Source organism: Streptomyces sp. Tek67B01 (assembly GCF_055231995.1).
The window spans coordinates 4,814,466-4,827,478 of sequence record NZ_JBUYUY010000001.1; the positions used below are offsets into that span (position 1 = coordinate 4,814,466).

Here is a 13,013-nt window from a genome sequence, read left to right on the forward strand (position 1 = left end):
ATGCCGCCCGTGCTCCGGGGGGGCGGGCCTCAGACGCCGTCCGCCGCCGGGGGTTCCGCGATCAGGGCCGTCCCCACCCGGCGGAAGCCGGCCCGCCCGTAGATCCGGGCCACGTCCTCGTCGCCCGCCGAGAGGAACACCGTACGGACGCCCCGCGCGAGCGCCTCGGTGACCAGTGCCGCCGTCACGGCGAGGGCCAGTCCCTGGCGGCGGGCCGCCGGGAGGGTGCCGACGGCGACGATCTCGGCGACCTCGCCGACCGGGTTGTACTGGCCCGAGCACAGCACGACCCCGTCCCGGACGGCGGCGGCCAGTGCGGTGCGGCCCGACGCGATGTTCTCCGCGACAGCGGCGCGACGCACCTCCACCGCCGCGTCCGCGGTCGCCGCCGCGAGTTCCGCCGGACCGGCCTCGCCCAGACCCGTGCCCGGTGTCGCGAAGGCCAGCATCGGTACCGTCACCGCGGCCCTCAGGAAGGGGTCGTCCGCGCCGAGCACCCGCGCCGCTGCCGGCGGCGTCGGGAGCGGAGCCGAAGTGTCCAGCACCATGAGCGGGTGGGCGTGGACGTGGAGCCCCGCGGCCTCCACCGAAGCGCGGAGCGAGGGGCTGTTTTCGGCCACCCATTCGAAGGCTTCGGGCAGTTTGAGCTCCCGCTGGCGGGCCAGGACCCGCTCGACGTCCGCGACGCGGGCCTCGGAGCCGCCGAGCGTGGGCCGCGCGTAGTACGCCCAGCCGTCGCCCTCCTGTACGAAGAGGGTCAGCGGCCCGAAGTCCTCCGCCCGGGCGCCGCCCGCGCGCGGCACGGCGTCGTAGTACTGCTCCAGCGAAGCCAAGATCGTTTGGATGGTCATCCGGTCATCCAAACAAAGCCGCCGGCGCCGGTCATCCGATTTCCGGCCCGGCGCCGCTACGCACCCTCCTTCAGCACGCGCGTGATCAGGCTCCGCTGGGCCTCCGACAGGTACGGCTCCGAGCAGGCCACGGTCCGCCCGTCCACCGTGATCCGGTACGAGAACCCGTCCCGCACCCGGTCCGGCCCGTGCCCCGGGGGGCCGGGGCGCAGCGCCAGCAGCGCCAGCGCCTGCCACTCGTCCTCGTCGGGCCGGCCCGAGGTGTCCACCTCGACCCGGCGCTCGATGCCCGTGAAGCCGCCCGTCCGTACCACCAGAATCCGCATGTCGGCCCTTCTACCCCAAGCCGACCGCCGACCACGCCTTCTGCATCGCCTGGTGCTCCGCGCCGCCTTCCCCGTACCGGGCGACGGCCGCCGCGACCGAGAGCCGGGCGAAGTCCGCGAAGTCGGCGTCGGGGGCGAGCGCGCCGCCGGTCAGCGTGTCGTACCAGATCCGCCCGGCCCGCTCCCAGGCCTTGCCGCCCAGCTCGGTCGCCACGATGTAGAACGCGTGGTTGGGGATGCCGGAGTTGATGTGCACGCCGCCGTTGTCGCCGTGCGTGGTCACGTAGCCGTCCATCGTCGCGGGCTGCGGGTCCTTGCCGAGCTCGTCGTCGTCGTACGCCGTCCCCGGTGCCTTCATCGAGCGCAGGGCGACCCCGGTGACGGCCGGTCCGAGCAGGCCCGCGCCGATCAGCCAGTCCGCCTGGTCGGCGGTCTGCCCCAGCGAGTACTGCTTGATCAGCGAGCCGAACACGTCCGACATCGACTCGTTCAGCGCGCCCGACTGGCCCCGGTACTCCAGGTTGGCCGTGTACTGGGTGACGCCGTGGGTCAGTTCGTGCCCGATCACGTCGACGGACACCGTGAAGTCGAGGAAGAGGTCGCCGTCGCCGTCCCCGAAGACCATCTGGCGGCCGTCCCAGAAGGCGTTGTCGTAGTCCTCGCCGTAGTGGACGCTCGCGTCCAATGGCAGCCCCGCGTCGTCGATCGAGTGGCGCCCGAAGCCCTTGAGGAACAGTTCGTACGTGGCTCCCAGACCGGCGTACGCGCGGTTGGCGCTCGCGTCGCCGGTCGGTTCGTCGCCTTCGCCGCGCACCCGGGTGCCCGGCAGCCGGGTGCTGTGCCCGGCGTCGTACACCGTCCGCCGCGGCTCGTCGGTGACGGGCGTCGTCGGCGCCGGGACGATGCCGCGGACGGTGGTGACCCGGCGGCGGGTGCGCAGGGCGGCGTCGTGTTCGAGGGTGCGCTGGGCGGTGTCGGCGCGGCGCTCGTCCCGCGATCGGGCGATGCGGTCGAGCAGGTGGGGAGGGACGACCGTGCAGAAGACGGGCCGGCCGGGGCGAAGAGTGGCATCCATGTGCGCAATGTGGCAGTGCGTGACGGCGCTGTCACCAATCGCGACCATGATTCATTCGGTTGTCTGAAAGGTGTCGCGCCGCGTTGACGGATCGACCGGAGATGTCCGGCCATTGCAGATCCAAAGCGAGTCTTAATTCACAAAGGGGTATAAAACGGACCAGGAGGTCTTGCATACTGAAACAGGTCCTCGCGTTACGGCGCGGCTCGGCTAGGCTCGGCCCATCATGCGTTTCGGGCTGCTTCTCCTTAGCTGCCGCGGCGAGGGTCTGTAGTCGTAGGCCGGCCCCCTCCCCGCGGAGTTTGGTGTTGCGGATTTACGACCGCCGTCGGCCGTCCCAGCGAACTACACGCGGACACGCGAGGAGCCCCACGCCATGAGTCAGCACACTTTCGCAGGTCGCCCCACGCCCATCACGAACGCGACCCATACGCAGAAGCCGTCCGGGATGCCCATCCACAAGTACGGCTTCTACGAGCAGGTGGAGATCCCGGACCGCACCTGGCCGGACGCCCGCGTCACCAAGGCCCCCCGCTGGCTGTCCACCGACCTGCGCGACGGGAACCAGTCGCTGATCGACCCGATGACCCCCGCCCGCAAGCGCGAGATGTTCGACCTGCTGGTGCGCATGGGCTACAAGGAGATCGAGGTCGGCTTCCCCTCCTCCGGTGACACGGACTTCGCCTTCGTCCGCTCCATCATCGAAGAGGGCGCGATCCCCGACGACGTCACCATCTCGGTACTGACGCAGGCCCGCGAGGACCTGATCGAGCGGACCGTGGAGTCGCTGGTCGGCGCCAAGCGCGCCACCGTGCACCTGTACAACGCGACCGCCCCCACCTTCCGCCGGGTCGTCTTCCGCGGTTCCAAGGAGCAGATCAAGCAGATCGCCGTGGACGGCACCCGCCTGGTCATGGAGTACGCCGACAAGCTGCTGGGCCCCGAGACGACCTTCGGCTACCAGTACAGCCCCGAGATCTTCACCGACACCGAGCTGGACTTCGCCCTGGAGGTCTGCGAGGCGGTGTGTGACGTGTGGCAGCCCGGCCAGGGCCGCGAGATCATCCTGAACCTGCCCGCCACGGTGGAGCGCTCGACGCCGTCCACCCACGCGGACCGCTTCGAGTGGATGGCACGCAACCTGACCCGCCGCGAGCACATCTGCATCTCCGTCCACCCCCACAACGACCGCGGCACCGCCGTGGCGGCCGCCGAACTGGCCCTGATGGCCGGCGCCGACCGCATCGAGGGCTGCCTGTTCGGGCAGGGCGAGCGCACCGGCAACGTCGACCTGATCACGCTGGGGATGAACCTGTTCTCACAGGGCATCGACCCGCAGATCGACTTCTCGCAGATCGACGAGATCCGCCGCACCAGCGAGTACTGCAACCAGATGGAGGTCCACCCGCGCCACCCCTACGCGGGCGACCTGGTCTACACCGCCTTCTCCGGCTCCCACCAGGACGCCATCAAGAAGGGCTTCGACGCCATGGAGGCCGACGCGGCCGCCCAGGGCAAGACCGTGGACGAGATCGAGTGGGCCGTGCCGTACCTGCCGATCGACCCGAAGGACGTCGGCCGTTCCTACGAGGCCGTCATCCGCGTCAACTCGCAGTCCGGCAAGGGCGGCATCGCCTACGTCCTGAAGAACGACCACAAGCTGGACCTGCCGCGCCGCATGCAGATCGAGTTCTCGCGGATCATCCAGGCCAAGACCGACGCCGAGGGCGGCGAGGTCACCCCGAAGGCGATCTGGGGCGTCTTCCAGGACGAGTACCTGCCCAACCCCGAGAACCCGTGGGGCCGCATCCAGCTGCGCTCGGGCTCCACGGCCACCGACAAGGACGGCACCGACACGCTGACCGTCGAGGCGGTGGTCGACGGCGTCGAGACCGTCCTGACCGGTACCGGCAACGGTCCGATCTCGGCCTTCTTCGACGCGCTGGCCGGCATCGGAGTCGACGCCCGCCTGCTGGACTACACCGAGCACACGATGAGCGAGGGCGCCTCGGCCGTCGCCGCGTCGTACATCGAGTGCGCGATCGACGGCCGCGTCCTGTGGGGCATCGGCATCGACGCCAACACGACCCGCGCCTCGCTGAAGGCCGTCATCTCCGCCGTCAACCGCGCGGGCCGCTGATCCCACCGGCTTCGCACGGCGAACCCCGCACCCCCTCGGAGAGGTGCGGGGTTCCGCTTTTCCCGGGCGTGGCCGTGCCCCCGGCACGCGCAGCGGCGGGGGCGCAGATCGGCCAACTCCGGTTCCGGGACCAGGTTGTCTCGTCACACGCCTGACACACACTCACGGATGTGGCTAACATCACGCCCACCCGGCGATGGTGCCATGGGTCCGTATACGGAGGTGCGACGTGCTGCCAGTTCGGGGTGGGGACGGCCGAAAGCTGACCGTATGGGGCATCCGTACCACCTGGAGCACCGTGGCCGACGGGGAGTTCTTCTGCCCGGGCTGCGGTGGTGACCGCAACTACCGCCGGCGCACCGGCCGACGCCGGTTCGCGGTCCTCGGGGTGCCGCTGCTGCCGCGCGGGTCCGCCGGGCCCGTGGTCGAGTGCCAGGCCTGCAAGGAGCGCTTCGACACCGACGTGCTGGACCACCTGACCACCACCCGCTTCTCGGCGATGCTGCGCGACGCCGTGCACACCGTGACGCTCGCCGTCCTCGCCGCAGGCGGGACCGCCTCCCGCAGCGCCCTGGAGGCGGCCGTGGTGGCCGTACGGGGCGCCGGGTTCCAGGACTGCACCGAGGAGCAGTTGGAGGCCCTGGTGGACGCCCTGGCGACCGATGAGGGGCGGCTGGGCCTGTACGACGGGCCCGAGTGCCGCGGGGCCGCGCTGTCCATCGAGCTCCACGAGGCGCTGGAACCGCTCGCCCCGCACCTGGCCGGCCCGGGTCGGGCGTCGCTGCTGCTCCAGGGCGCCCGGATCGCCCTCGCCGACGGGCCGTACATCCCGGCCGAGCGCGAGGTGCTGGCCACCGTGGGCGCCGCGCTGCGCATGGGCGCCGACGAGGTCACCCGCCTGCTGTCGGCGGTCCGAGCCCCGTAACGATCCGGCCACGTCAGGCCGGAACCGGCCCCTCCGTCATCCGCGTCACCGACGGAGGGGCCTTACCGTGCGCGGCGGCGTGTCCACCCCTCGGACGGCCTCGAACGTGCGCTCGACGACGGGCGCGCCCACCGCTTCCCGGCGTCGCGCCGCAGGTCAGAGCCGTGACGCCGGGCAAGGCGACGTGGCACCGGGGACGGCCGCGAGTCGGCGCCTTTACGCCAGGCGACCGCTTTCGCACCAGTGGAGAAACCTCCTGATCGAGCGCCCCAAAGCGTCAACACTTTGTCGAAGCCGACGATATCTGTGAGCCCACCCACAGGCGTTCAATTCCGGTCACACGACGAGACGCCGCCGGTAACACAGCGGGGCTTCGATTCACGTGAACTCCACTGAAACCCCGCCGGATCAACGGAGCCCAGCACGCGCTGGGGGAGACCACTTCGGCCGGGACAACCAGATCTCCTCTCACTTACCTACCTTGAAGGGCAAGGCAGAGATGGCACGTGTCGCCGCCCGGCTCCCCGTCGACGGAGAGCAGAGCACGCACCCGGTCGACGAGGTGCTCCCCCTCCCCAAGCTCGCGCTGTACGGCTTCCAGCACGTACTCGCCTTCTACGCCGGCGCGGTGATCGTTCCGATCCTCGTCGGCAGTGCGCTCAAGCTGAGCCCCCAAGACCTGATCTACCTGATCAACGCGGACCTCTTCACCTGCGGAATCGCCTCGATCATCCAGGCGTGGGGCATCGGCCGCGTCGGCTCCCGGCTGCCGATCATCCAGGGCGTCACCTTCACCGCCGTCTCCCCGATGATCGCCATCGGGCTCGGCGCGGGCGGCGGGACGGCCGCCCTGCTCGTCATCTACGGCGCGGTCATCACGGCCGGACTCGCCACGTTCGCCTTCGCCTGGATGCCCGCCCGGGTCTTCCGCGTCGTGATGTCGCTCTTCCCGCCGGTCGTCACCGGCACGGTCATCACCATCCTCGGCATCGTCCTGCTCCCCGTCGCCCTCAAGGACGCCGTGGGCGGAGCACCGCTCGTGGGCGACGGCGGCGACCCGAGGCAACTGGCCTACGCCGTCGGCACGATGCTGTTCGTCCTGGTGGTCATGCGGCTGCGCCGACCCTTCCTGTCCAGCATCGCGGTCCTGCTGGGCCTGGTCGCCGGCACCCTCCTCGCGTTCGTCCTCGGCGACGCGAAGCTCGACGCGGTCAAGACCTCCGACTGGGTCGGGGTGAGCACCCCCTTCCACTTCGGCGCCCCCAAGTTCGAGTGGTTCCCGATCCTCCTCATGCTGATCGTCATGTTGATCACCATGGTGGAGACCACCGGTGACACCTACGCCATCGGCGAGATCGTCGGCAAGGACATCGACAGCGAGACCGTGGCCCGCGCCCTGCGGGCCGACGGCGCCGCCACCGCCATCGGAGGTCTGCTCAACTCCTTCCCGTACGTGGCCTTCGCCGAGAACGTCGGCCTGGTCCGCGTCACCAAGGTCAAGAGCCGGTTCGTGGTGGTCGCCGCCGGCGTCGTCATGATCGTCTTGGGCCTGCTGCCCAAGGCGGCCGCCGTCGTCGCCGCGATCCCGCCCGGCGTACTGGGCGGCGCCGCCACCGTCATGTTCGGCATGGTCGCGCTGGCCGGTATCCAGACGCTGGGCAAGGTGGAGCTCCGGGAGGAGAAGAACGCGCTCATCGTCGGTGTCTCCCTCGCCTTCGCGCTCTTCCCCGCCACCGTCCCGGCGTACTTCGACAAGCACCTGAACGCGGACCTGTCCTCGCTGCTCAACAGCGGTGTCACGCTCGGTGCCACGGCGGCGATCGTCTTGAACCTGCTCTTCAACGGACTGGCCAAGGGCGACGCGCACAACGTCCCGCAGCTCGCCCTGCCGGCCCGGGCGGCGGTGGACGGGTCCGACTCCCCGGTCGACGCGGCAACCGAGCCGGAGGCCCGCTCCGGGTCCGAGACCGCCGCGCAGACCGACGCGCAGACCGACGCGGAGGTCGTGGCGAAGGACGTCGCGGAGCCGAAGGCCGAGGCCGCCGAGGGGCGGGAACCGGTGGCGGTCGCCGCCGCCCCGGAGCCGGCGGACGAGGCCGCGGCCCCCGCCTCCTGACCCCTCCCGAAAGCCGAGGGCCTCCTCCTTCCCCCGGAGGAGGCCCTCACCCTCCTTCCCGCCGGCCCCGACCGGGTCCCCGCACGGGGGACAATGGGGCCATGAGTCTGTTCCGCGACGACGGCATCGTGCTGCGCACCCAGAAGCTGGGTGAGGCGGACCGCATCATCACGCTCCTCACCCGAGGCCACGGCCGGGTGCGGGCCGTCGCGCGCGGGGTGCGGCGTACGAAGTCCAAGTTCGGCGCCAGGCTGGAACCTTTCTCCCACGCCGACGTGCAGTTCTTCGCACGCGGCAGTGACCTGGTCGGCCGCAGCCTCCCGCTGTGCACCCAGACCGAGATCATTGCCCCGTACGGCAACGGCATCGTCACCGACTACGCCCGCTACACCGCCGGCACCGCGATGCTGGAGACCGCCGAGCGCTTCACCGAGAACGAGGGCGAGCCGGCCGTCCAGCAGTACCTGCTCCTCATCGGCGCCCTGCGCACGCTCTCGCGCGGCGAACACGACGCCCACCTCATCCTGGACGCCTTCCTGCTCCGCTCGCTGGCCGTCAACGGCTACGCGCCGAGCTTCGAGGACTGCGCGAAGTGCGGTATCCACGGCCCCAACCGGCACTTCTCCGTCGCCGCCGGCGGCGTCGTATGCGGGGACTGCCGGGTGCCGGGCAGCGTCGTACCCTCGTCGGAGGCCATCGCTCTGCTCAGCGCGCTGCTGACGGGCGACTGGGGTCACGCGGACGCCTGCGAGGCGCGTCACGTGCGGGAGGGCAGCGGGCTGGTCTCGGCCTATTTGCACTGGCATCTGGAGCGCGGGCTACGCTCCCTGCGATACGTCGAGAAATAGGAGCTGGGCACATGGCACGACGCGGGATTCTGGGACGCTCTCGCCGCGAGTACAAGGTTCCCGAGCCGCACCCGTCCGGTGAGCGCCCGCCGAAGATCCCCGGCGAGCTCGTCCCCAACCACGTCGCGGTCGTCATGGACGGCAACGGCCGCTGGGCCAAGGAGCGCGGCCTGCCGCGCACCGAGGGCCACAAGGTGGGCGAGGGCGTCGTGCTCGACGTGCTCAAGGGCTGCCTGGAGATGGGCGTCAAGAACCTGTCCCTGTACGCCTTCTCGACGGAGAACTGGAAGCGCTCGCCCGACGAGGTCCGCTTCCTGATGAACTTCAACCGGGACGTCATCCGCCGTCGCCGGGACGAGATGAACGAGCTCGGCATCCGCATCCGCTGGGTCGGCCGGATGCCGAAGATGTGGAAGTCGGTCGTCCAGGAGCTCCAGATCGCGCAGGAGCAGACCGTCGACAACGACGCGATGACCCTGTACTTCTGCGTCAACTACGGCGGCCGCGCCGAGATCGCGGACGCGGCGCAGGCCATCGCCCGGGACGTCGCCGCAGGCAAGCTGGACCCCGCGAAGGTCAACGAGAAGACCTTCGCGAAGTACATCTACTACCCGGACATGCCCGACGTGGACCTGTTCCTGCGACCGAGCGGCGAGCAGCGCACCTCCAACTACCTGATCTGGCAGAGCGCGTATGCCGAGATGGTCTTCCAGGACGTGCTGTGGCCGGACTTCGACCGCCGCGACCTGTGGCGCGCCTGCCTGGAGTACGCCCAGCGCGACCGCCGTTTCGGCGGCGCCGTCCCCAACCAGCCGGCCCCGAACACCCCCCGCTGACCCGGCCGCCCCGTCCGTGCTCCGGGCGGGGGCCCGGTCTGGCCCGGAGCACCCCCGGCCGTAGGGTTCGGTGTCATGGACATAGCAGCAGATCAGGCGGTCGAGCTCGTCTACCGGACCACCACGACGGACGTCGCGGAGGTACTGCGCGCCCGCAGGGCGCGGACCACATCGGGTCGCGTCAACCGGTGGGTGATCCTGGCGATCGGGACGACGGCGGTGCTCTTCGCCGTCCTGCTGATCAGGCAGGGCGGCCACCTCCCCGCCGCGATGGGCTTCATCACGGGCGGGGTGACGATGTGGGTGATCACGCTGTTCAACCCCCGGCTCACCGCCCGTGCCTTCGGCGGGCTGCTGGAGAAGGCGGGGGAGACGCGGGCCGTCATCGACGATTCCGGGGTCCACGTGGTGGCGGCGACCTGCGACACCCACGTCCGCTGGGTCGCGCAGCCGACGTACGTGGAGACGGACGGGGTGTTCGCACTGCTCAGCGACACCAAGAGGGCCGTCGCGTTCACCATCCTGCCCAAGCGGGGCGCCCAGGACCCGGCCGACATCGACCGGCTCCGGGCGATCCTCGACCGGAACCTGCGGCGGATCTAGCCGGGCCCCGCCGGCCGTGCCCCGCTAGCCGGCGGCCGCGCAGTCCGAGCAGGTGCCGAAGATCTCCACCGTGTGGGCGACGTTCACATAGCCGTGCTCGGCCGCGATGGCTTCCGCCCACTTCTCCACCGCCGGGCCCTCGACCTCGACCGCCTTGCCGCACTTGCGGCACACCAGGTGATGGTGGTGGTCGCCCGTGGAGCAGCGCCGGTAGACGGATTCGCCGTCGCTGGTGCGCAGCACGTCCACCTCGCCGGCGTCGGCGAGGGACTGGAGGGTGCGGTAGACGGTGGTCAGGCCCACGGAGTCGCCGCGGTGCTTGAGCATGTCGTGCAGCTCCTGGGCACTGCGGAACTCGTCCACCTCGTCCAGGGCCGCCGCCACGGCGGCACGCTGCCGGGTGGATCGTCCTCGTACTGGCGCGGTCTCGCCAGGCGCAGTCGCCACCGGTTCCTCCTCGTGTCGGCCTCGCCCCATTGTGCCAGGCCGCCGAACGGCTAGACCTTCACGTCGTCGCGTGTGCAGACCTCTTCGGCCGCCCTGGCCGCCTTTGCCCGGCGCCGCGCGAGCGGCGTCGACAGCGCGGTCATGACCATGAAGACGCCGATGGCGAGCAGCACGATCGTGGCGCCCGAGGGCACGTCGATGTAGTACGTCGCCGCCGTTCCGGTCAGGGACACGGTCAGGCTGATCGCGATGGCCAGGCCCAGCGTGGCGGCGAAACCGCGCGTCAGGCGCTGCGCGGCGGCGACCGGGATCACCATCATGGCGCTGACCAGCAACAGGCCGACGATGCGCATCGCGACGGTCACGGTGATCGCGGCGGTGATCGCGATCAACAGGTTCAGGGCGCGCACCGGCAGGCCGGTCACGCGGGCGAACTCCTCGTCCTGGCAGACGGCGAAGAGCTGCCTGCGCAGACCGATGGTCACGGCGATGACGAACGCCGCCAGGATCACGACGGCGGTCACGTCCTGGGGCGAGACCGTGGTGATCGAGCCGAACATGGCGCTGACCAGGTTGGTCGTGGAGCCGCCGGGAGCCATGTTGATGATCAGGACACCGCCGGCGAGGCCGCCGTAGAAGAGCATCGCGAGCGCGACGTCGCCGCTGGTCTTTCCGCGCGAGCGGATCATCTCCATGGCGACGGCGCCCAGGACGGCGACCGCCGTCGCCATCCACACCGGGCTGGTGTCGAGCAGGAAGCCGAGGGCGACGCCCGTCATGGCGACGTGGCCCAGGCCGTCGCCCATGACGGCCTGGCGGCGCTGGACGAGGTACGTGCCGATCGCGGGGGCGGTGATGCCGACCAGGGCGGCGGCGATCAGGGCCCGCACCATGAAGGGGTAGTGGAGGAGGTCCATCAGCTCAGCAGTCCCGTCCGCAGGGGCTCGGCGTCGTGCGCCGCGTGGGGGTGTACGTGGTCGTGGCCGGGCAGGGCGTGCTGACCGACCGCCTGCGGCGGCGGGCCGTCGTGCACGACGCAGCCGTCGCGCAGGACGACGGCCCGGTCGATCAGCAGTTCCAGGGCGCCCAGCTCGTGCAGGACGAGCAGGACGGTCGTACCGGCGGCCACCTGGCGGCGCACGGCCTTGGCGAGGACCTCCTGGTTGGCCAAGTCGACGCCGGCCATCGGCTCGTCCATGATCAGCAGCTCGGGCTCGACCGCGAGCGCGCGGGCGATGAGCACGCGCTGGTGTTGCCCGCCGGAGAGGGCGTTGACGGAGGCGTCGACGTACGGACCCATGTCGACGAGGTCGAGCGCGCGTTCCACGGCGATCCGGTCGGTCTTGCGCAGGATGCCGAAGCGGGAGCGGGCCAGCCGGCCGGAGGAGACGACCTCCCGGACGGTGGCGGGGACGCCGCCGGCGGCGGTGGTGCGCTGGGGGACGTAGCCGATGCGCGACCACTGGCGGAAGCGCTTGAAGTCGCTGCCGAAGAGCGAGAGCTCGCCGTCGGTGAGCGGGACCTGACCGACGACGGCGCGGACGGCCGTGGACTTGCCCGAGCCGTTGGCGCCGAGGAGGGCGACGACCTCGCCGCGCCGGACGGTGAGGTCGACCCCGCGCAGCACGGTGCGCGAGCCGAGCGAGGCCGTGGCCCCGCGCAGGGATATGACGGGCTGCTCGATCGCCGATGCGGCTGTGCCGGACTCCATGGCTCGCGCCTCCGTTGCTGCTACTGCTGTCATTACTTGGTGCCGAGCGCCTTCTGCAGGTTCTTGAGGTTCGACCGCATGACCTCGAAGTAGTCAGCGCCCTGCGACTTGTCGGTGATTCCCTCGAGGGGATCGAGGACGTCGGTCTTGAGGCCGGTGTCGGAGGCGAGGGTCTTGGCCGTCTTGTCGCTGGCCAGGGTCTCGAAGAAGACGGTGGACACATTGTCCTTCTTCGCGATGGCCTGGAGGTCCTTCATCCGGGCCGGGCTGGGCTCGGACTCGGGGTCGACGCCGGAGATGCCCTCCTGGTCGAGGCCGTAGCGCTCGGCGAGGTAGCCGAAGGCGGCGTGGGTGGTGATGAAGGTCTTGGAGGCCACGTTGCCCAGGCCGTTCTTGTACTCGCCGTCCAGCGCGGTCAGCCTGGTCACCAGGTCGTCGGTGTTCTTCGCGTAGTCGGCGGCGTGGGCGGGGTCGGCCTTCCGCAGCGCGGCGCCGACGCCCTTGGCGATCTCGGCGTACTTGATCGGGTCGAGCCACACGTGGGGGTCCGCGCCGGCCTCGCCGTGTTCGTGGCCGCCCTCCTCGCCCTCGACCGCGTGGTCGTCGTGGCCGGAGGCGGCGTGCTTCTCCAGCTTGGTGAGGGTGGCGGCGTCGACGGTGTTCTTCACGCCGGCTTGGGCCACGGCCTTGTCGACGCCGGGCTGGAGCGACTTGAGGTACAGCACCACGTCGGATTCGCCGAGCCGGGCGGTCTGCTTCGGGCTGATCTCCAGGTCGTGCGGTTCGACGCCCGGCTTGGTCAGGGTGTCGACCTTCACATGGTCCTTGCCGATCTGTTCGGCGAGATACTGCAGCGGGTAGAAAGACGCCATCACACCGAGCTTGCCGTCCTTGCCGCCGTCCGCGACGGCGGCGCCGGAACAGGCGGTGAGTGCCGTCGCCGCGAAGGCCACGGCTCCCGCGAGGGCGGCGGTCGGTATGAGTCGTCGTACGTTCATGACATCCATTTTCATCAAAGATGGAAACGATTGTCAAAAAGCCTGGTGGGTGGCCCGCGGGAGGCCGTTGAAGGGGTCCCCGATTTGAACCGGGGGGTGCGGGCGCCGGTAACCTAAAGGCTTCGCCGTTCGTCCTC

13 protein-coding genes are annotated in these 13,013 nt (G+C 70.6%); 6 read left to right on the forward strand and 7 right to left on the reverse strand.

Features of this window, described 5'->3' with window-relative positions:
* Window positions 1–29: 29 nt before the first annotated feature.
* Genes ACV7NM_RS21600 through ACV7NM_RS21610 form a run of 3 tightly spaced genes read right to left on the reverse strand, consistent with a single transcriptional unit; the run spans window position 30 to window position 2,252 of the window.
* Window positions 30–851 (reverse strand): GNAT family N-acetyltransferase, encoded by an 822-nt coding sequence (locus ACV7NM_RS21600; protein ID WP_463411807.1) that lies wholly within the window; start codon window positions 849–851, stop codon window positions 30–32.
* Window positions 852–907: 56 nt separating this feature from the next.
* Entirely contained in the window at window positions 908–1,177 is a 270-nt protein-coding gene (locus tag ACV7NM_RS21605) for a protealysin inhibitor emfourin (protein ID WP_463411808.1), read from the reverse strand.
* 10 nt (window positions 1,178–1,187) lie between these two features.
* Complete coding sequence (locus ACV7NM_RS21610; protein WP_463411809.1) at window positions 1,188–2,252, reverse strand: M4 family metallopeptidase; 1,065 nt, start codon at window positions 2,250–2,252, stop codon at window positions 1,188–1,190.
* Between the two features lie 376 nt (window positions 2,253–2,628).
* Here ACV7NM_RS21610 and leuA point away from each other — a divergent pair, with 376 nt between their 5' ends.
* The 6 genes from leuA (at window position 2,629) to ACV7NM_RS21640 (ending at window position 9,720) form a co-directional block, all read left to right on the forward strand.
* The gene (leuA, locus tag ACV7NM_RS21615) at window positions 2,629–4,392 is read left to right on the forward strand and encodes a 2-isopropylmalate synthase (RefSeq protein ID WP_463411810.1); all 1,764 of its coding nucleotides are present in this window, start codon (window positions 2,629–2,631) and stop codon (window positions 4,390–4,392) included.
* A gap of 229 nt (window positions 4,393–4,621) precedes the next feature.
* Window positions 4,622–5,317 carry a tellurite resistance TerB family protein gene (locus ACV7NM_RS21620; RefSeq protein WP_463411811.1) on the forward strand — a complete coding sequence of 232 codons (696 nt, stop codon included), beginning with the start codon at window positions 4,622–4,624 and terminating at the stop codon, window positions 5,315–5,317.
* 499 nt (window positions 5,318–5,816) lie between these two features.
* Window positions 5,817–7,433, forward strand: a complete 1,617-nt coding sequence (locus ACV7NM_RS21625) for a nucleobase:cation symporter-2 family protein (RefSeq protein ID WP_463411812.1) — start codon at window positions 5,817–5,819, stop codon at window positions 7,431–7,433.
* Window positions 7,434–7,534: 101 nt separating this feature from the next.
* Window positions 7,535–8,281, forward strand: coding sequence for a DNA repair protein RecO (gene recO, locus ACV7NM_RS21630; protein WP_463411813.1), 747 nt, complete (start codon window positions 7,535–7,537; stop codon window positions 8,279–8,281).
* 11 nt (window positions 8,282–8,292) lie between these two features.
* A complete protein-coding gene (locus ACV7NM_RS21635) occupies window positions 8,293–9,117 on the forward strand; it encodes an isoprenyl transferase (RefSeq protein WP_463411814.1) in 825 nt (274 codons plus the stop codon).
* Between the two features lie 75 nt (window positions 9,118–9,192).
* On the forward strand, window positions 9,193–9,720 hold the full coding sequence (locus tag ACV7NM_RS21640) for a hypothetical protein (protein ID WP_463411815.1): 528 nt from the start codon (window positions 9,193–9,195) through the stop codon (window positions 9,718–9,720).
* A 24-nt stretch (window positions 9,721–9,744) separates the two neighbouring features.
* Here the strand turns inward: ACV7NM_RS21640 and ACV7NM_RS21645 are convergent, their stop codons facing one another.
* The 4 genes from ACV7NM_RS21645 to ACV7NM_RS21660 are packed head-to-tail and all read right to left on the reverse strand — an operon-like array spanning window position 9,745 to window position 12,876.
* On the reverse strand, window positions 9,745–10,167 hold the full coding sequence (locus tag ACV7NM_RS21645; RefSeq protein ID WP_463411816.1) for a Fur family transcriptional regulator: 423 nt from the start codon (window positions 10,165–10,167) through the stop codon (window positions 9,745–9,747).
* Between the two features lie 50 nt (window positions 10,168–10,217).
* Window positions 10,218–11,084 carry a metal ABC transporter permease gene (locus tag ACV7NM_RS21650; protein ID WP_463411817.1) on the reverse strand — a complete coding sequence of 289 codons (867 nt, stop codon included), beginning with the start codon at window positions 11,082–11,084 and terminating at the stop codon, window positions 10,218–10,220.
* The gene (locus ACV7NM_RS21655; protein WP_463411818.1) at window positions 11,084–11,878 is read right to left on the reverse strand and encodes a metal ABC transporter ATP-binding protein; all 795 of its coding nucleotides are present in this window, start codon (window positions 11,876–11,878) and stop codon (window positions 11,084–11,086) included. Before ACV7NM_RS21655 ends, ACV7NM_RS21650 begins: the two co-directional genes overlap by 1 nt.
* A 32-nt stretch (window positions 11,879–11,910) precedes the next feature.
* On the reverse strand, window positions 11,911–12,876 hold the full coding sequence (locus tag ACV7NM_RS21660) for a metal ABC transporter substrate-binding protein (RefSeq protein ID WP_463411819.1): 966 nt from the start codon (window positions 12,874–12,876) through the stop codon (window positions 11,911–11,913).
* Between the last annotated feature and the right edge of the window lie 137 nt (window positions 12,877–13,013).

Excerpts from the sequence above, each read along its gene's own strand:
- ACV7NM_RS21600 (WP_463411807.1), bottom strand. The coding sequence starts at position 851 with ATGACCATCCAAACGATCTTGGCTTCGCTGGAGCAGTACTACGACGCC.
- ACV7NM_RS21640 (WP_463411815.1), top strand. The coding sequence starts at position 9,193 with ATGGACATAGCAGCAGATCAGGCGGTCGAGCTCGTCTACCGGACCACC.
- ACV7NM_RS21610 (WP_463411809.1), bottom strand. The coding sequence starts at position 2,252 with ATGGATGCCACTCTTCGCCCCGGCCGGCCCGTCTTCTGCACGGTCGTC.
- leuA (WP_463411810.1), top strand. The coding sequence starts at position 2,629 with ATGAGTCAGCACACTTTCGCAGGTCGCCCCACGCCCATCACGAACGCG.
- ACV7NM_RS21660 (WP_463411819.1), bottom strand. The coding sequence starts at position 12,876 with ATGAACGTACGACGACTCATACCGACCGCCGCCCTCGCGGGAGCCGTG.
- ACV7NM_RS21655 (WP_463411818.1), bottom strand. The coding sequence starts at position 11,878 with ATGGAGTCCGGCACAGCCGCATCGGCGATCGAGCAGCCCGTCATATCC.
- ACV7NM_RS21635 (WP_463411814.1), top strand. The coding sequence starts at position 8,293 with ATGGCACGACGCGGGATTCTGGGACGCTCTCGCCGCGAGTACAAGGTT.
- ACV7NM_RS21625 (WP_463411812.1), top strand. The coding sequence starts at position 5,817 with ATGGCACGTGTCGCCGCCCGGCTCCCCGTCGACGGAGAGCAGAGCACG.
- ACV7NM_RS21605 (WP_463411808.1), bottom strand. The coding sequence starts at position 1,177 with ATGCGGATTCTGGTGGTACGGACGGGCGGCTTCACGGGCATCGAGCGC.
- recO (WP_463411813.1), top strand. The coding sequence starts at position 7,535 with ATGAGTCTGTTCCGCGACGACGGCATCGTGCTGCGCACCCAGAAGCTG.
- ACV7NM_RS21650 (WP_463411817.1), bottom strand. The coding sequence starts at position 11,084 with ATGGACCTCCTCCACTACCCCTTCATGGTGCGGGCCCTGATCGCCGCC.